The sequence below is a fragment of the Segnochrobactrum spirostomi genome, from assembly GCF_009600605.1.
Lineage (GTDB): Bacteria > Pseudomonadota > Alphaproteobacteria > Rhizobiales > Segnochrobactraceae > Segnochrobactrum > Segnochrobactrum spirostomi.
In genome coordinates, this window is the sequence record NZ_VWNA01000003.1 from 772553 (window position 1) to 790912 (window position 18360).

An 18360-nucleotide genomic window follows, 5' to 3' on the forward strand; every position below is an offset into this window, starting at 1 on the left:
ACGCGAAACTCTGAAACGGAATGCGGCGCCAGCCGGGGGGTGTGACTGGCGCCGCTTCGGCCGCACCGGGGGGATTGGTGCGGGCACGACGGAAAAAGCGAGCAATCGGGACATCCCCGCCCTTTCCAGCGCTGAAACGCCAGGGCGCAATCACGCCTACGGGCGCGTGACGCTTTTTTGCGGAATGTTCCGGCTCGGCGACTGCCGGCGCGCGCCGGATTGATGCATTATTCCCTTATCGATAAGAGTCACGTCTAGTGACGCCGCGCGCGTCCGATCGGGTTCGTTCCTCATGTCCTCGTCCACTCCCCTCGCGAAGCCGCGCCTGTCCGCCTCGACGCTCGCCGAAATACCCGGCGCCGTCGCTGTCCCGACCTACGACCGCGCGGCGGTGCGCCCGGGGATCGTCCACCTCGGCATCGGGGCGTTCCACCGGGCCCATCAGGCGGTCTATACCGACGCCGTTCTCGCCGCCGGTGATCTCCGATGGGGTATCGTCGGGGCTTCGCTGCGCTCCCCCGACACCCGGGACGCCCTCGTCCCCCAGGATGGCCTCTACAGCGTCGCGAGCCGTGACGAGAGCGGCGAGCGATTGCGGATCGTCGGCAGCGTCGCGACGGTGCTGGTCGCCCCGGAGAACCCGACCGCCCTGCTCGCCGCCCTGACCCATCCGGATGCTGCGATCGTCTCACTGACGGTGACCGAGAAGGGCTATTGCCACGCGCCGTCGACGGGGGAACTCGACGCGGCCCATCCGGACATCGTCCATGACCTCGCCGTGCCGGAGCGGCCCCGGTCGGCGCCCGGCTTTTTGATCGAGGCGATCGCGCGCCGCCGCGCGGTGGGCCTCGCACCTCTGACGCTGCTGTCGTGCGACAACCTGCCGGACAACGGCCGCACGCTGCGCCGCGTCATCACCCGCCTCGCGACGCTGCGCGATCCCGATCTCGGCCACTATGTCGCCGACCATATCCGCTTCCCGTCCACGATGGTCGACCGCATCGTGCCGGCGACGACCGACGCCGACCGGAACGCCGTTTCCGCGGCACTCGGGCTCGAAGACGCGTGGCCGATCATGACGGAGCCCTTCACCCAATGGGTGATCGAGGACGACTTCGCCGCGGGCCGCCCGGCCTGGGACGAAGCGGGGGCGACCTTCGTGTCGGACGTGGCGCCGTTCGAGCTGACGAAGCTGCGCCTCCTCAACGGCTCCCATTCGACGCTCGCTTATCTCGGCTGGCTCGCCGGCCACGAGACCGTCGCCGAGGCGATGCGCGCGCCGGGCTTCGCGCGGCTCGTCCGCGCCCTGATGGACGAGGAGGTCACGCCCCATCTCCCCGGCCTGCCGGGCTTCGACCTCGACGCCTATAAGGACTCGCTGATCGCCCGATTCCGCAACCCGGCGCTGCGCCACCGCACCGCCCAGATCGCCATGGACGGCTCGCAGAAGCTGCCGCAGCGGCTGCTGCACTCGATCCGCGCCCGCCTCGAAGCCGGCGCACCGTTCCCGCGTCTCGCCCTCGGCGTCGCCGCCTGGATGCGCTATGCCCGGGGCACCGACGAGGCCGGCCGGCCGATCGACGTCCGCGACCCCCTCGCCGACGCGATCCGCGCCTGCACGGGCCACCTCACCGACGCGCCCGCGATCGTCGAGGCTTTCCTCGGCTTCGAGCAGGTGTTCGGCACCGACCTCAAGGCCTCCCCGACCTTCCGCGCGGCCGTCGAGACCGCGCTCGCCCGCCTCCTCCGCCACGGCGCGGCGGCGACCGTCGAGGCGGCGGCTGCCTGAGCCAGTGCTGCACGGATGATCGAGGGGCCGCGCGTGCGTATGGCGCGCTCGCTCACGCGCGTTGGCAGTTGCGAACAAAACGGGAATGAACGAGTCTCGTCTCCTGTCTCGCGGGAATGATTCGTGTCCGGTTATCTCGCCAAGCTCAATCCGCAGCAGCGGCAGGCCATCGAGCACGGCATCGGGCCGGAGGCGCGGCCGGCGCCGTTGCTCGTCATCGCCGGGGCGGGATCGGGCAAGACGAACACGCTGGCGCACCGCGTCGCCCATCTCGTCGTCAACGGGGCCGATCCGTCCCGCATCCTCTTGCTCACCTTCTCGCGCCGCGCCGCGGCGGAGATGACGCGCCGGGTCGAACGCATCCTCACCGAGGCGCTCGGCCGCGAGGGCGCCATCGTCGCCGAAGCGCTCGCCTGGGCGGGCACGTTTCATGCGGTGGGCGCCCGGCTGTTGCGCGAGCTCGCGCCGATGATCGGCCTCGGCCCGGATTTCACGATCCACGACCGGGAAGACAGCGCCGACCTGATGAACCTCGTCCGCCACGAGCTCGGCTTCTCGAAGAGCGAGACCCGCTTCCCGGCGAAGGGAACCTGCCTCGCCCTCTATTCCCGGGTCGTCAATTCGGAGGCCCCGCTCGAGGAGGTGCTGCGCACGGCCTTCCCCTGGTGCACCGAGCACGCCAGCGCGCTCGAGACGCTGTTCGCCGCTTATGTCGAGGCGAAGCAGGCCCACAACGTGCTCGATTACGACGACCTCCTGCTCTACTGGGCGCAGGTGATGACCGAGCCGGCCCTCGCGGCGGAGATCGGCGGCCGGTTCGATCACGTCCTCGTCGACGAATATCAGGACACCAACCGGCTCCAGGCCTCGATCCTGCTGGCCTTGAAGCCCGGGGGCACGGGCTGACGGTGGTCGGCGACGATGCCCAATCGATCTATTCGTTCCGCGCCGCCACGGTGCGCAACATCCTCGATTTTCCCGGCCATTTCCGGCCTTCCGCCGAGATCGTCACCCTCGACCGCAATTATCGATCGTCGGCGCCGATCCTCGCCGCGGCGAACGCGGTGATCGCGCTCGCCGCCGAGCGCTTCACCAAGTCGCTGTGGACCGACCGCACGGACGGCACCAAGCCGGAGCTCGTCGCCGTCCGCGACGAGGCCGACCAAGCCCGCTATGTCGCGACCCGCGTTCTAGAAAATCGCGAGACGGGGCGCCGGCTCAAGGATCAGGCGGTGCTGTTCCGCACCTCGCATCACAGTGGCCCGCTCGAGGTGGAGCTGACGCGCCGGCGCATCCCGTTCGTGAAATTCGGCGGGCTCAAATTCCTCGACGCCGCGCACGTCAAGGACATGCTCGCCCTCCTGCGCTTCGCCGAAAACCCGCGCGACCGCGTCGCCGGCTTCCGCGTCCTCCTGCTGCTGCCCGGGATCGGACCCGGCACGGCGCAGCGCGTGCTGGACGCCCTCGCCGCGGCGCCCGATCCTGCGACGGCCCTCGCGAGCGCCCCCGCTCCGGCGCGCGCCGGCGAGGCGTGGCCCCTGTTCGTCGCGGCGATTACCGCCCTGCGCGGCGGTGCGGCGGGATGGCCGGCGGAGATCGAGCTCGCCCGCCGCTGGTACGACCCGCATCTCGACCGCCTTCATGAGGACGCGGCGGTGCGGCGCGAGGACCTGCTTCAGCTCGAACAGATCGCCGGCGGCTATCAGAACCGGCGGCATTTCCTCACCGAGCTCACCCTCGATCCGCCCGACGCGACGAGCGACCGCGCCGGCCCACCCTCGCGCGACGACGATTATCTGATCCTCTCGACCATCCATTCCGCCAAGGGGCAGGAATGGAAGTCCGTGTTCCTCCTCAACACGGTCGACGGCTGCCTGCCGTCGGACCTCGCGACGGGGACGCCGGCGGAGCTCGAGGAGGAGCGCCGGCTCCTCTATGTCGCGATGACGCGGGCGCGCGACGACCTGCACCTCGTCGTGCCGCAGCGCTTCTTCACCCACGGCCAAGCCCATCTCGGCGACCGGCACGTCTACGCCTCGCGCACCCGCTTCATCCCCCAGGAGCTGGTGCCCCTGTTCGAGCGGATCACGTGGCCGCTCGCCGTCGCCGCGGCGGGCGCACCGATGCCGCCGCCAGGGCCGCAGATCGACATCGCCGCGCGGATGCGCGCGATGTGGGGTCGGCAGGCTCGGGGTTAAGCGGCGCCACTGTATACAGGACGACTCGGACACCGATCCGCTGGGCCAACCGTTGGCCGCTTCAATCGGGCACTTGGGGAAAGGGCCAGATCCGCGACGCTCCGGCATCGGCGCTTGAGCGATGCCGTTTCTCAATCTGCCTCTGGTGTCTTTCCCCGCACGAAAGCTGGCGATTTCGACTCTCATCCCAGCGTCTTGTCGACGATCGATCTCCGTCCGGCAACGCGCCCGCCTTCTCCGGCTCGGCCCAACCCACCCTCTCACAGGGGCCTGAGCGAGGACCGCGGACCGCAACCCGCTTGACCAAACGTGACGTGACGGTATACATCTTCGTGACCGGTTAGAGCTGATCCAAAATCGCCGTCCGCCGGGAGGAAACAACGACGCCGCATCCGGACGCCCGGGCACGGCGCCAAATGTGCGGCAGGGCCGCCATCGGCACGACCCTCCTCCCGAACCTCAGCGACCAACGATCCCCGCACCGGACGACGGACCGTTCGACATCCATCCCCGCTGATCGCTCGGCGCTCTCGCGCCGAGACCGATGACCTGTGCGCCGACGGCGCCCGTGGAGGACTTGCGCATGACCAGCGCCCAGAAGACCAGCGCCCGCGTGAACGCCGCGCCAGCGGAAACCCCGACCTTCCCGCTCAATGCCTGGTACGCCGCCGCGTGGTCGCACGAGATCGAGCACGCGCTCGCACCCCGCACCATCTGCGGCAAGGAGATCGTGCTCTACCGGCGCACCGACGGCGCGGTCGCCGCGCTCGAAAATGCCTGCTGGCATCGGCTGCTGCCGCTCTCCCTCGGCTGGCTCCAGGGCGACGAGGTGGTGTGCGGCTATCACGGCCTCGTCTTCGACGCCGGCGGCCGCTGCACCCATATGCCGGCGCAGGAGACCATCAACCCGTCCGCGTGCGTGCGCACCTACCCGGTGATCGAGCGGCACCGGCTGGTGTGGATCTGGCCGGGCGATCCGGCGCTCGCCGACCCCGCTGAGATGCCCGATTTCCATTGGAACGACGGCACCGAATGGATCGGCGAAGGCGGCACCTATTACGGGCTGCGCTGCGATTACCGCCTCATCGTCGACAACCTCATGGACCTCACCCACGAGACCTACGTCCATGCCGGTAGCATCGGCCACGACGCCATCACGGCCGCCTCCTTCGACGTGACCCACACCGACCGCACCGCGACCGTCACCCGCTGGATGCTCGGCATCGACCCGCCGCCGTTTTGGGCGCGCAATCTCGGCAAGCCGGGCCTGGTCGATCGCTGGCAGATCATTACCTTCCAGGCGCCGAGCGTGGTCGTGGGCGATGTCGGCGTCGCCCCGGTCGGCACCGGAGCGCAGCAGGGCGACCGCTCTCAGGGCGTCAACGGCTGCTTCCTCGCCGCAATCACACCGGCGACGGCGACGACCTGCCATTATTTCTGGAACTTCGTCCGCACCTTCAAAAAGGACGACGAGGCGCTGACGCGCTCGATCAACCTCGCCCACGTCAACGCCGAGGGCAAAGGGCTCTACGATCAGGATGTGACGGTGCTCGAAGCCCAGCAGCGGGCGATCGAGACCCATCCCCGCCTGCCCTTCTACAACCTCAACATCGATGCCGGGGCGCTTTGGGCCCGCCGCATGATCGACCGGCTGCTCGCCGACGAGGCGCAGCGGTCGGCCCCGGCGGCGGCGGCCGAATAGGCGGCGCCGCGGTGCGGTCGTCCCTCATCGGCGGAAACAGCGCCCTCCTCAGCAGGATAAAGTGATGGCGAGCATCGAATGGTCGTCCGGCCGCCTGCGGTCGGTGCAGGATCTGACGGCGGACATCCGCCTGTTCGAAATCGAGCGGGACGGCCCCTTCATGCCGGCGGCGCCCGGCGCCCACATCAACGTGGGCGTCGAGATCGCCGGACGGCCCGATACGCGGTCCTATTCCGTGGTCGGCGCTGACGACGACGGCCTCTATCGGATCGCGGTGAAGCGGGTGCCGCAGAGCCGCGGCGGCTCGGCCTATATGTGGTCGCTCGCGCCGGGAGCGCGGATGCGCGTCTCGGCGCCGCGCAACCATTTCCCGCTCAGCCTCGGCAAAGGCGACTATTTCCTCGTCGCCGGCGGCATCGGCATCACGCCGCTCTACGGCATGGCCCTCGCTTTGGCCGAAACCGGGGCCCGCTTCCGCCTCGCTTATGCCGCCCGCACCCGCGCCGATCTCGCCTTCGCCGATGTCCTCGCGGCGCGCCTCGGTGATCGTCTCTCGCTCCACATCGCGGCGGAGGGCGAGCGGATCGACCTCGCCGCCGAAATCGACGCCCTCCCCGCCGACGCCGAGCTCTATATTTGCGGTCCTCTTCCGATGTTCGAGGCCGCCCGTCGCCATTGGCAGACGCGCGGGCGCGCTCCGGCGCGCTTCCGCTTCGAGACGTTCGGCAGCAGCGGCCGTTATGCCTCCGAACCGTTCCGGGTGAAGATCCCACGTCTCGGCAAGGATATCGTCGTCCCGCAGAACCAGAGCCTGCTCGAGGCGCTGGAGGATGCCGGCGTCGAGATGATTTCGGATTGCCGGCGCGGCGAATGCGGCCTCTGCACCCTGCCGATCCTCGAAACCGACGGCATCGTGGACCATCGCGACGTCTTTTTCAGCGATCGCCAGAAGGCGGCGGGCGGCAAGATCTGCACCTGCGTCTCGCGGGTGAGCGGCGGCGAGATCGTTCTCGACACGCCGGATCGGGCCGGCTGATCCGATGGCCGCCGCGAGCGCAAGCCGAAAGGCCGATCCGTCGGCGCCGGGCAAGGCCGTGTCGCAGACGACGCGGGCCTTGCTGACCTTGCGCGACTTGGTCCTCGAAGGAACCCTGAAGCAAGGCGAACGGGTCTCCGAATTGCAGCTCGTCGATCTCCTCGGCGTGTCGCGGACCCCCGTGCGCGCCGCGCTCCTGCGCCTCCAAGAGGAAGGGTTGCTCGAAGCGCTGCCCTCCGGCGGCTATGCCGTGCGCACCTTCAGCGAGCGGGAGGTGTTCGAGGCGGTGGAGATCCGCGGCACGCTGGAAGGGCTCGCCGCCCGCCTCGCGGCGGAGCGCGGCGTCACCGCCGCCGAGCTCGATGCGCTGGGGATCTGTCTCGACGCTCTCGACGACACGGTGAGCGGGCCGGAGCTCACCGAGGCGCGGCTCGACCGCTACATCGAACTCAATGCGCAGTTCCATGCGCTGCTGGTGCGGGCCGCCGGCAGTCAGACCTTGGTGCGGGAAGTCGAGCGCGCCTCCGCCCTTCCCTTCGCCTCGCCGAGCGCGCTCTTACAAGTGCAGGCGAGCGCGTCGGAGGCACATCACCGGCTGACGATCGCTCAGGATCAGCACCGCAGCGTCGTCAACGCCATCGAGCGGCGCGAAGGCGCGCGCGCCGAGGCATTGATGCGCGAGCACGCCCGCCTCACCCATCGCAATCTCGAGCGGGCCTTCGCCAATCAGCGCATCCTGGCGCTGATGCCGGGGGCCAAGCTGATCAAGCCGCGCCCGATCGACTGAGTGCGACCCGCGTCGCTCTCGCCCGGGCACGCGAGCACGGGCGCTCAGGAGGCGACGAGATCGGCATAGTCCGGATGGCGCGCCACGAACGTCGCCATGAAGGGACACCGCGGCACAACCACGGCGCCGCGGGCGCGCAGGATGTCGAACACGCCTGTCGCGAGGCGCGTGCCCACCCCACGGCCGGCGAGCGCCTCCGGCACCTCGGTGTGCGTGAGCACGATCCGGTCGCCTTCGAGCCGGTAGGCCGCGATCGCGACATGGCCGTCGACCGTCAGCTCGAAGCGCTGGAGATCGGGCCGATCGCGCACCGCCTCGGCGGCACCATCGCCGAATGCGGCCGCGCCGGCGTGGCCCGGCGGCGTCCCGGCATGCTCGCTGTGGCCGAACGCGACGGGATCGCTTGCCGGAAAGGTCTCCTCGACCGCCTCGTCGAGGGCCTTTTCCCGCGCGTCGTCTTTTCCGGTTCCGCTCATGCCGATCTCCACCGTTGCGCTGCGCACCTGGGGCGAACGTACCGGCACCCCGATCCGTTCCTCAAGCGGCCCCCGCGCCGAGGGCATCACAGCATGCGGCGCCGATCGGCGCGATCATACGAAATGGTGCGAGTCGAAGAGGGAGATGGCCCCTTCGAGCTCCTTGTGGAGGCGGTGCCAGCGGCGGTCGAGATAGACGAGGGAGTGCATCTCGGGCGGATCGTCGCCCGGCTTGACCTCGCCGCCGAGAAGCTCCGCCGCCACGAGGGTCGCGCCCTCGATCGGAAGCACGCCGAGCTTCTTGGCGCGGAACCAGGTCGCGACCGACGTGTAGCGCGGCTCGCCGGTCGGCAATCGCTCCCAGGCGATGTTGGGCCCGAAACGGTCGGCGCCGGTCGATGCGCAGAGCTGGGCGAGTTCGATGTCGGCATAGCGCAACAGGTGGATCACCATGCTCTCCGCCCGCAGCAGCGGTTCGGACGAGCCCGACCGCATCGACAGGGAGAAGGCGACGATCGGCGGCGCCGCGCTGACCGAGATCAGCGAGGACACCGTCATCGCGACGGGCCGGTCCCCCGGATCCGCCGTGATCACCGCGACGCCCGCCGGATGACGCCGGAACGCTTCACGGAAGGCATCGGTCATCGGGTTCGGCGCGTTCATGGCAAGCCTGATCGGTTGATGGCGGAGGAACCCGCCCGAGAATGGGGGCCGGGCAGCGACCTGCCCGGCCCGCGGCTCATTTCCGCTCAATGAGATCGTAGAACTGCCAGACCCGGTCGCCCCACAGTCCGCCGATGTCGCGGCCGGCCGAGGTGACGATCGACGGCGCGATGGTGAAGTGGTTCGCCGCCACCAGCATCTCGCGCATCGTGCGCTGGATCACGCCGGCCCGAAGCCCGGCGCCGCCCGAGGCGCGATAGGCGAAGTTGCAGATGTCGACGCCGGCCTCGTGGATCTCCGACTTCGCGAGATGGACGAGGCTGATCTGGCGCGTCGAGACATTGGTGCCCGCCTCGACGGTCGCCTCGATGTCGCGCCACACCTCGAAGACGAAGGCGCGGGCCGCGCGATAGCGCGCCTCGGAGCGCCCGTAATCGTACCAGAACTTCTCGCTCTCGCCGATCAGCCCGGCCCGGCCCGACTTCGACCGGGCGAACTTCGCGATCTCGTCCAGCATGCGGCGACCGGTGCCGAGCGCCCAGCCGGTGTGGCCGATGGCGGCGAGGCCGACGACGCCGAGGCTGAACAGCTCCTTGAGACGCTGCGGCGGCGCAGTCAGGATCGGGAAGACGAGATCCTCGGCGATGAAGACGTCGTTCGCCGCATAATCGATGCTGCCGGTGCCGCCGAGACCGAGCACCTCCCAATTGCCGAGCTGCTGGTGATCGGCAATCGGCGCGTGGGCGCACATGACGATGACGTTGCCGTTCTCATCCTTGGCGGGCTTGCCGGTACCGTCGTCGACGAAGCAGGCGCTGTGGGTGTAGGTGGCGTGGCTGAAGCCGCTGCCGTAGCTCCACTTGCCGGTCAGGAGATAGCCGCCCTCGGTCTTCCTCAGCATGCCGAGCGGCGCGCCCTGGCCCGAGAAGCGGTTGTCGGTGCCGGGCGCGAACAGGCGCTCCACGGCGCTGTCGGGCAGGAAGGCCGCGGACATCGCGCCGATGCAGGTGTGCACCATGGACACCCAGCCGGCCGAGCCGGACCACCAGGTGATCGCCGCGATGAGTTCGAGCACCTGCGTCGGCGGCAATTGCGCGCCGCCGAGCGCCTCGGTCGCGAGCACATGGGACATCCGCAGGGGCTTCAGCGCCTCGAAGCTCTCCTTCGTGAGTTCCTTGTTGCGCTCGTCGGCGTCCGCGTTGGCCTCGAGGATGGGGCCGATTTCCTCGATCTTCTTCAAGAGATCGCGGTAATCGACGGTCTCCCCCCAATAATTGTGCCTGATGGGTTTGTTCATGGCGTCTCCTCCCTGTTCTTGGTTCAGCCGGCGAGAAAATCGCCGATCGTCTTAAGAGTATCGGGCCGCTCCTGCAGCACGAGATGGCCGGCGCCTTCGACCAGCAGGATCTTCGCGTTCGGCAGCGCCTCGACCCAAAGCGGCACCTGGCTCGCCGGCACGAGGCGATCCTTGCTACCCCAGACCACGAGGGCGGGATTGGTGATGCGGTTCAGGAAGCGCCGCAGGTTGGGGTGACCCATGCCGAACGGGGCGAGCACCCGGCCGAGCGTCTCGCCTTCGCGCGCCCGATCGGCGCCGAAGCGTTCGGCGAAGGCGAGATCGGTTCCATCGGGGAAGTAGCGCAGCGCGACGGTGACGTCGTGGGCGAGATAAGCCGGCAGATCCGTCGGGGCGAGCGACCCGAGATCGGTCGCCGGATGGGCCGGATCGTTGAGGCCCGCGGGCGCCACCAGCACGACCTTGTCGAAGCGCTCGCGGGCGAGCGCCGCCAGCTCCGTCGCCATCCAGCCGCCCATGGAGAAGCCCATGAGGTGGGGCTTTTCGGTGAGCGCGAGCGCATCAAGCAGGTTCAGATAGTGCAGCACCATGTCGGCCATGCCGGCGATGTGCGGCGCGTCGCCGGAGAAGCCGAACCCGGGATGGCTCGGCACCAGCACCCGGAAGCGGTCGGCGAGCCCCTCGGCGAAGTCGAAGCCTTCGAGCGTCGCCGCGCCGTGGAGAACCAGGACCGGCTTGCCTTGGCCGATCGCCTTCACGACGGTCCGGACGCCGCCGATGTCGTATTCATGAGTTTCGAACGAGACGGCCAATGCTTCCTCCTCAGGAAAGTTCGGGTTCGATCAGGACCTTGCACTGCGTCGTCCGGCGTCTCAGGCCCTCGAAGACCTGCGGGACGGGCGAGAGGTCGATGCGATCGGTGATGAGCGCCTGCGGCGCGAACGGCCCGCCCCGCAGCGCGTCGAGCGCGACGCCGAATTCGGCCCGCTGATCGAAGAAGACGGAGAACAGCAGGTTCACCTCCTTCGACAGCGCGACGAAGGGATCCCAGGTGTCGCCGCCGATGCAGAGCCCGACGCCGACGACCGTGCCTTGCAGTCGCACCCCGGAGACGGCGGCGCCGAGCAGGCCGCGCTTGCCGACGCATTCGAAGACGATGTCCGGCGGCCCATCCGACAGCTCGGCGAGATTTTCGGCGAGCCGGTCACCCGAAAGCGCGAAGCCGGTCGCGCCGAGCGCGATGGCACGCTCTTTCTGATGATCGTGGAGATCGGCGACGACGACCCGGGCGGCGCCGAGGCGGCGCGCCCAGAAGGCGACCAGAAGCCCGATCGGGCCTGCTCCGAGGATGGCGACGCGGTCGCCGGGCTTCATGCCCGAGCGCACGACGCAGTGGAGGGCCACGGAGAGCGGTTCGGCGAGTGCGCCGTCCGAGAGCGCGACCTCGTCGGGCAGCACGCGGCATTGCCGCGCCGCCGCGATCGCATATTCGGCATAGCCGCCGCCGATGAGGACCATATCCGGACAGCGCGCGGGATCGCCGCGGCGGCAGGCGGCGCAGTGGCCGCAGCCGCGCATCGGAACGACGGCGACGCGGTCGCCGATCGCGAGGTCCGAGACGCCGGCCCCCTTTGCGACCACCTCGCCGGCGAACTCGTGCCCGAGCACGAAGCCGCTGCCGATCCCGAACGGGACGGGGTCTTCGGTGATGTGGAGATCGCTGCCGCAGATGCCGCAGGCCGCCACGCGCAGCACCACCTCGTCCCCGGCGGGGCTGGGGTCCGGGACGGGGCCGATCCGAAGCGGGCTGCCAACGGCGTCGAAGATCGCGGCTCTCATGGCGTTCGTCCTTCAGCGGTCGGGATTGACGAGGGTGCGGCGGATCGGAAACCAGGGCGCATCCCACCGCTGAGACACGAGTCCCCAGATGCCTTTGCGGGCATAGAGGGCGACGAGCAGCGTCATCAGGCCGAGCACCACGAAATAGGTCGCGCCGTATTCGCCGAACCAGCGATCGGCGACGAAGAAGATCAGCGAGCCGATCAGCACGCCCTCGATGGAGCCGATGCCGCCGATCATCACGATGAAGATCGCGACGTTCGCCCACATCGGATCGAAGGCGGAGGGTGGATTGATGCGCAGTTGCGCCATGAAATAGACGGCGCCCGCGAGCCCGCAGCCGACGGCGGCCGCGAGATAGATCAGGAACCGCAGCCTCGGCACGTTGACGCCCTGGCTCGCCGCCGCGACGGGATTGTCGCGCATCGCGATGAGCGCGAGGCCGAAGCGCGAGCGCAGCAGCCAATAGCTGCCGCCGAGCGTGACGAGCAGCATGAAGACGCAGAGCAGCGACATCGCCACGTTCCGCTCGAAGCCGGAATAATCCTTCATGACGCGCAGCGACATGCCGGCCCCGGAATTGACCAGCGGCAGGTTCGAGGCGACGAGCCGGAACACCTCGGCGACGACCCAGGTACCGATCGAGAAATAGGGGCCGTCCAGACGGTGCAGCAGGAAATAGAGCGGCACGGCGAGTACCGCCGGCACCAGGAGCGACAGGAAGATGGCGAGGAACGGGTTCACCCCGAAGGTCTGGGCGAGCACGAAGAGCCCATAGCCGGCGGCGCCCATGAAGGCCTGTTGGCCGACCGAGACCAGCCCGGCATAGCCGGCGAGCAGGTTCCACATCTGCGCCACCGCAATGTAGCAGCAGAGCTCGAGCAGCATGCGGATCGTGCCGGTCGTGGCCCACCAGGGCATCAGCGCCAGCCCGACGAGGGCCAGCACGGCGAGCGTCATGGCGATGCGCCCCGAAAGGGTCTGCCGTCGGACGATGACGTCCGGCGCAGCGACGAACCCGGGCTGTGAGATCGCGGTCATAATCATGCCCTTCCGAACAGGCCCTGCGGGCGGGTCGCCAGCACGATCAGGAAGACGAGATGGCCGGCGAGCACGCCGATGCCGGGATCGATGCGAAAGCCGATGCCCTGGGAGACACCGAGCACCATCGAGCCGATGAACGCGCCCCAGATGGAGCCCATCCCACCGATAATCACCGCCTCGAAGGCATAGATGAGCTGTGACGGCCCGTCGGCCGGGGCAACCGTGGAGCGCAGCGCCTGGAACACCGCCGCGAAGCCGAGGATGCCGACCGCGACCGCCGTCGCCAGCGCATAGACCGTGCGCGGGTTGATGCCGGTCATCGCCGCCGCCTCGACGTCGGCCGCCGCGGCGCGGAGCGCCCGTCCGAAACGCGTGCGCTTGAGCATCAGATCGAGCCCGCCGGTGAGGCCGGTCGCGACTGCGAGCACGATCAGCGGTAAGAGCCCGATATAGAGGCCGCCGATGTCGATCGACTGGCTTTCGAGGCCGCCGCCCGGCAGCGACCGGCTGTTCGCCGACCAGATCTGCAGCATGAGGTTCTGCAGCGCGATCGAGAGCCCGAACGTGGCGATCAGCGAGGGCAAGGGATCGCTGCCGACGACCTTGTTGAGGATCGCCTTCTGCAGGAGCCAGCCCATGATCACCGCGAGCGGCACCAGGATGAGGAGGACCGTGACCGGCGCGAGCCCCCAGGCCGTCGCCATCGAGATGCCGACCAGCGACAGCAGGATCACGAGATCGCCGTGACTGATGTTGACGATACGCATGACGCCGAACATCAGCGCCATGCCGAGCGCATATTGGGCATACATCCCACCGAGCAGGATGCCCTGCACCACCGCGTCAAACCATTCCATGATCTGCTCCAACGTGGTGGCCCGCGCCGAAATAGGCTTCGGCGATGCGATCGCGGGTGATGTCGGCGGAGCGGCCGGCAAGCGTGACGCGGCCTTCCAGCATGCAATAGAGGCGGTCCGACGCGGACTGCGCGAGGCCGACGTCCTGCTCGACGACGATGACAGCGGTGCCGACGGCGCGAATCTCGGGCAGCGCGGCGTAGATCTCGCGGATGACCTTGGGCGCGAGGCCGAGGCTGATCTCGTCGCAGAGCAGCACCCGCGGCTGACACAAGAGCGCCCGGCCGATCGCGACCATCTGCTGCTGTCCGCCGGACAGGCTCTGCACCGGCGTTCGCGCCTTCTCCTTCAGAATCGGAAAGAGCTGGTGCAGGCGCTCGAGCGACCATCCGCCGCTCGCCCCGGCCCGCGCGGCCTGATCCATGGCGACGCGCAGATTGTCCTCGACCGACATGCCGACGAACAGGCGGCGCCCCTCCGGCACGATGGCGACGCCCTTGCGCACCATCCGGTCGGTCTGCGTCCCGCCGACCGGCTCGCCGTCGAGCCGCACCATGTCGCGGGAGACCGGCAGGAGGCCCATGATCGCGCGCAGAAAGGTCGATTTACCGGCGCCGTTCGCGCCGATCAGCGCAACGGCTTCGCCCTGATGGAGCTCGGTGTCGATGCCGTAGAGCGCCTGGAAATCGCCGTAACGCGCGACGAGCCCGTGGGTCGACAGAACCGGGGTGGAGCCAGCGGCCGTCATGCCTCGATCCCCATATAGACGCGCTTCACCTCGGGCAGTGCGATCACCTCGGCCGGGACCCCCTCGGCGATCTTCTCGCCGAAGTTCAGCACCATGAGCCGGTCGGCGACCGCGAGCAGTGCGTGGAGGACGTGTTCGATCCAGACGATGGTGACGCCGCGGTCGCGGATGCGCCGCACCAGCGCGACCAGCGCCTTCGATTCCTCGTCGGTCAGCCCGCCGGCGATCTCGTCGAGCAGCAGGAGCTTCGGGTCGGAGGCGAGCGCGCGGGCGAGTTCGAGGCGCTTGCGGTCGAGCAGGGTCAGCGCACCGGCCTGCTTGTTGGCCTTGTCGCTGAGCTCGCAGTCGCGCAACACGCCCGCGCAGAAGGCATAGCTCTGCCGCTCCGAGCGGCCGCCCCCGAAGGCGGCGGCCACCAGGAGATTTTCGAACGTCGTCATCCCCGCATAGGGGCGCGGCACCTGATAGGTGCGGCCGATCCCCATCTTGCAGCGGCGGAACGGCGGCTCGCCGCGCAGGGGGTTCCGGCGAGTTTGATCTCCCCGCCGGAGGTCTTCATGTCACCGCTGATCATGTTGAACAGCGTCGTCTTGCCCGCACCGTTCGGGCCAAGAATGCCGAGCACCTCGCCGCGTCTCACGTCGAAGCTGATCTCGTGCAGAACGCGGACGGCGCCGAAGGATTTCGACACGCTACGCGCTTCCAGCAGGCGTTCTCCATCCATCACTGAACCCTCCGCGTCCCTCCTTTCAACTCAGGGCCACTGGATCGGTTGGATCTTCTGCTGGGGCTTGAAGAGCTGGTTGACGGAGTTGTCGACGATCTTCAGGTCGTAGGGCCACTTCTCGCCCTTCACCCATTGCCCTCCGAAGATCGGCGTCTTGCAGACGTTCTTGTGCGGCTGGCCGTCGAACTTGATGTGGCCGACGAGGGATTCGAGGTCCGTCGCCGCCATCGCGTCCCGCACGGACTCACGGCTGGTCGGATCGGAGGCCCGCTTCAGGATGTCGATCGCGACTTCGAGCAAGGCGTGAGAATAGCCGAGCGGCTGCGTCCACTGGTGCTTGGTGTCGGCCTCCCATTGGTCGGCGAGCTGGCGGCTGGTCTCGCCAGTCAGCGACGACTTGAAGGGGAAGGCCGGGGTCCACCAGACCTCGGACGACATGCCGTTGCCGAGAGGGCCCATCGCCTCCACGCCGCTCGGGAACAGCAGCGCCGCCGCAACCGTGATCGCCTTGGGCTTGAAGCCCTGCTGGTTGCACTGGGTGACGAAGGTCTTGAGATCGTCGGGATAGGTGATGCCGCCGATGATCTCGCAGCCGTTCTTCTTGAACTCCGCGATCTGCGCGGAAAAGTCGTTGGTGCGCGGCTGGAAATAGCCGGGCACGAAGACCTCGTAGCCGGCCTTCTTGGTCGGGACCGGCAGACCGTATTCGTCGTTACCCCAGGTCTCGCCGTCGATGTTCTGGGGGAACAGCATCCCGACCTTCTTGTTGGTCTCGAGGCCGTTCCAGATCCCGACGAAGGTGTTGAGCGCCTCGTCGAGCCCCCAGAAGAAATGATAGGTCCAATCGAAGGTCTGCTTGCCACCCCCACGCGGGAAGACGACGGCCTGCCAGGGCGCCCCGGCCGAAAGGCAGGGGGTCTCGTAGAGCTCCGCCTGCTCCGCCGACGGCAGGATGGTGTCGGTCGTCGAGGCGGGAAGCAGCAGTTGGATCTCGTCGTTCAGGATGAGATTGCCGGCGATTTCCGACGCCTTGTTCGGATTGGATTGGCTATCGCGGCCGAGGAGCTCGATCTCGTAGGTCTTACCGTTGTTGGCGGTGAGCTTGCCGCCGAGCACGGCCCGGACCTTGTCCAGCATATAGCCGTCGGTCTGCCCGAAGAGCGCGAGCGGCCCCGTGGTCGGGCTGATGTAACCGACCTTGATCTTGCCCGCGGTCTCGGCGCGGGCGTAGCGCGGCAACGCCAGAGTGCTCGCCGCGGCGCCGGCGGCGAGACCCTGCAACACGGTGCGACGCGTGGGCCGAACGCCGGATCGAACGATCTTATTGTAGTACGTCATTTTCATTCCTCCCTGGAAAGTCCGCCATTTTTGGCTGGGTCTTGTCTCGGAGACGGTCCGCCCTCGCGGACGGGCCGTCGGGATGGTCAGGTCATGCGGGTCAGCGCTCCCCCGTCGATGACGATCAGCGAGCCGGTGAAGAGGGAACCGGCCGGCGAGGCGAGCAGCAGAGCGAGGCCCTTGATGTCCTCGACGTCCCCGATGCGGCCGATCAGCGACTGGCTCTCGAAGGCCGCGCGATCCGCCTTGTTGCGCAGCCGGCCGCCCGCGATGTTGGTAATGAAGGGCCCGGGCAGGATCGCATTGACGCGGATGCCGTAGGCGCCGAGCTCCATCGCCATGTGGCGGACGAAATGGTTCACCGCAGCCTTGGCCGGCATGTAGGACGTGCCGACGATGCTCTCGTTGATCATCGAGGCGATCGACGAGGTGACGATGATCTCGCCCCCGCCCGCCGGCTTCATGTGGCGGACGGCGCTTTTCACGGTGACGTAGACCGAGGTCAGGTTGAGTTCGATGCCGCGATCCCATTGCTCGTCGGGAATGGTCTCGATCGCGCCGGCCGGGTTGCGCTCGCCCGTCGGCGTGTTGAAGCCGGGGCCGGGATCGATGCCGGCGTTGGCGAACACCGTGTCGATGCGGCCGTAGCGGGCGGCGACCGCGTCGAAGGCGGCAGCCATGCCGGGTCGGTCGCTGACGTCAACGACATCGCCCGACACGTCCCAACCCTTCCCCGTCATGTCGGCCACGACGCGGGTGAGACCCTCGCGGTCGATGTCGAAGATGGCGACCCGCGCGCCATGCTCGGCCATGATCTCGGCATAGGCTCGCCCGATGCCGGAGGCGCCGCCGGTGACGATCACCGACTTGCCCCGGACATCGAACATCGTCTCAAGCGCGGCCATTCCTATCCTCCCTGGTTCTTGTCGTTCAGCACGCGCCTCTTCGGGCGCTTGCACTCAGCTCTTGTCGGCGCGCGACAGCACGAAATCGAACGCCACGTCGTAAAAGGGTGCGGAGAGACCGACTTTCGCCGCTGCCGCTTCATCGTTCACCGGCACAAATTCCGCGAGCAGGCTCTTCTTCACGCCGAACACCGCGTCGGAATCGATGTAGCGGTCGTCCGGATCGAAGATGTGGGTGGTCAGCGTCTCGAAGCCCTCGGCCGAGATGATGTAATGCAGGTGCGCCGGCCGATAGGGATGGCGGCCGAGGGCGCCGAGCAGCTTGCCCACCGGGCCGTCGTCCGGGATCGGGTAGAATTTGGGCTTCACGCCGCGGAACCAGTAGCGGCCGTCCTCGCCGGTACGGAACACGCCGCGCAGGTTGAAGTCGGGCTGAAGCCCCTTCTGCTGCACGTCGTAGAAGCCCTCGTCGTTGGCCTGCCACACGTCGATCTTGGCACCGGCGATCGGATTACCCTTGGTGTCGAGGATGTGGCCGTGGACGAACATCGGCTCGCCCTTCTGGTCGAGGCAGATGTCGGCGCCCATCGGCAGTTCGGGCGCGCCGGCAACGTGGAACGGGCCCAGCACCGTCGATTCCGAGGCCCCCGACGGCTTCCGGTTGTTGATGGCGTCGACCAGCATCGAAACGCCGAGCACGTCGGACAACAGGATGAATTCCTGCCGCCATTCGTTGCAGATCTGCCCGGTCTCGGTGAGGTAGAGGATGGCACGGAACCATTCCTCCTGGGTCGGCTCGATCTCCTTGACCGCCTCGTGGAGTTTGCGGACGAGAACGGCCATCACTGCCTTCAGCCGCTCGTCCTTGGCGTTCTTGTTGCGGGCGATGACGACGTCGGCCGAGTCCGCCTCGGTGAAGTAGCCGTATTCGTGCTCTTCGATCATCTTTCTCCC

Annotated in this window: 15 protein-coding genes and 2 pseudogenes; 5 read left to right on the forward strand and 12 right to left on the reverse strand. The window is 68.3% G+C overall.

The window, feature by feature from the left end; genetic code table 11:
* Nucleotides 1–292 precede the first annotated feature (292 nt).
* The 5 genes and pseudogenes from F0357_RS23575 to F0357_RS23595 all read left to right on the forward strand — a co-directional run bounded on the left by F0357_RS23575 (nucleotide 293) and on the right by F0357_RS23595 (nucleotide 7512).
* Entirely contained in the window at nucleotides 293–1789 is a 1497-nt protein-coding gene (locus F0357_RS23575) for a mannitol dehydrogenase family protein (RefSeq protein WP_153491218.1), read from the forward strand.
* Nucleotides 1790–1912: 123 nt separating this feature from the next.
* A pseudogene (locus F0357_RS23580) lies at nucleotides 1913–3987 on the forward strand (ATP-dependent helicase).
* Nucleotides 3988–4570: 583 nt separating this feature from the next.
* Nucleotides 4571–5689: an aromatic ring-hydroxylating dioxygenase subunit alpha gene (locus F0357_RS23585; protein ID WP_153491221.1), complete on the forward strand. Its 1119-nt coding sequence runs from the start codon at nucleotides 4571–4573 to the stop codon at nucleotides 5687–5689.
* Between the two features lie 64 nt (nucleotides 5690–5753).
* Complete coding sequence (locus F0357_RS23590) at nucleotides 5754–6725, forward strand: PDR/VanB family oxidoreductase (RefSeq protein WP_153491225.1); 972 nt, start codon at nucleotides 5754–5756, stop codon at nucleotides 6723–6725.
* Between the two features lie 4 nt (nucleotides 6726–6729).
* Nucleotides 6730–7512, forward strand: a complete 783-nt coding sequence (locus tag F0357_RS23595) for a GntR family transcriptional regulator (RefSeq protein WP_153491229.1) — start codon at nucleotides 6730–6732, stop codon at nucleotides 7510–7512.
* Nucleotides 7513–7556: 44 nt separating this feature from the next.
* Here the strand turns inward: F0357_RS23595 and F0357_RS25385 are convergent, their stop codons facing one another.
* The 12 genes and pseudogenes from F0357_RS25385 to F0357_RS23655 form a co-directional block, all read right to left on the reverse strand.
* A complete protein-coding gene (locus F0357_RS25385; protein WP_153491233.1) occupies nucleotides 7557–7988 on the reverse strand; it encodes a GNAT family N-acetyltransferase in 432 nt (143 codons plus the stop codon).
* A 114-nt stretch (nucleotides 7989–8102) separates the two neighbouring features.
* Nucleotides 8103–8651 (reverse strand): flavin reductase family protein, encoded by a 549-nt coding sequence (locus F0357_RS23605; protein WP_153491237.1) that lies wholly within the window; start codon nucleotides 8649–8651, stop codon nucleotides 8103–8105.
* A gap of 76 nt (nucleotides 8652–8727) precedes the next feature.
* Nucleotides 8728–9948, reverse strand: a complete 1221-nt coding sequence (locus tag F0357_RS23610) for an acyl-CoA dehydrogenase family protein (RefSeq protein ID WP_153491241.1) — start codon at nucleotides 9946–9948, stop codon at nucleotides 8728–8730.
* 23 nt (nucleotides 9949–9971) lie between these two features.
* Nucleotides 9972–10760, reverse strand: a complete 789-nt coding sequence (locus F0357_RS23615; RefSeq protein ID WP_153491245.1) for an alpha/beta fold hydrolase — start codon at nucleotides 10758–10760, stop codon at nucleotides 9972–9974.
* 10 nt (nucleotides 10761–10770) lie between these two features.
* Nucleotides 10771–11787 (reverse strand): zinc-dependent alcohol dehydrogenase, encoded by a 1017-nt coding sequence (locus tag F0357_RS23620; RefSeq protein WP_153491248.1) that lies wholly within the window; start codon nucleotides 11785–11787, stop codon nucleotides 10771–10773.
* A gap of 12 nt (nucleotides 11788–11799) precedes the next feature.
* Complete coding sequence (locus tag F0357_RS23625) at nucleotides 11800–12828, reverse strand: branched-chain amino acid ABC transporter permease (protein ID WP_153491250.1); 1029 nt, start codon at nucleotides 12826–12828, stop codon at nucleotides 11800–11802.
* 2 nt (nucleotides 12829–12830) lie between these two features.
* Nucleotides 12831–13688, reverse strand: coding sequence for a branched-chain amino acid ABC transporter permease (locus F0357_RS23630; protein WP_153491253.1), 858 nt, complete (start codon nucleotides 13686–13688; stop codon nucleotides 12831–12833).
* Nucleotides 13675–14436, reverse strand: coding sequence for an ABC transporter ATP-binding protein (locus tag F0357_RS23635; RefSeq protein WP_153491256.1), 762 nt, complete (start codon nucleotides 14434–14436; stop codon nucleotides 13675–13677). The genes F0357_RS23630 and F0357_RS23635 overlap by 14 nt, the downstream gene beginning before the upstream one ends.
* Nucleotides 14433–15160, reverse strand: a pseudogene (locus tag F0357_RS23640) (ABC transporter ATP-binding protein). Before F0357_RS23640 ends, F0357_RS23635 begins: the two are co-directional and overlap by 4 nt.
* A 30-nt stretch (nucleotides 15161–15190) precedes the next feature.
* Complete coding sequence (locus F0357_RS23645; protein WP_153491258.1) at nucleotides 15191–16501, reverse strand: ABC transporter substrate-binding protein; 1311 nt, start codon at nucleotides 16499–16501, stop codon at nucleotides 15191–15193.
* Between the two features lie 86 nt (nucleotides 16502–16587).
* The gene (locus F0357_RS23650; RefSeq protein WP_153491260.1) at nucleotides 16588–17406 is read right to left on the reverse strand and encodes an SDR family NAD(P)-dependent oxidoreductase; all 819 of its coding nucleotides are present in this window, start codon (nucleotides 17404–17406) and stop codon (nucleotides 16588–16590) included.
* A gap of 54 nt (nucleotides 17407–17460) precedes the next feature.
* Nucleotides 17461–18351 carry an intradiol ring-cleavage dioxygenase gene (locus tag F0357_RS23655; RefSeq protein ID WP_153491262.1) on the reverse strand — a complete coding sequence of 297 codons (891 nt, stop codon included), beginning with the start codon at nucleotides 18349–18351 and terminating at the stop codon, nucleotides 17461–17463.
* Between the last annotated feature and the right edge of the window lie 9 nt (nucleotides 18352–18360).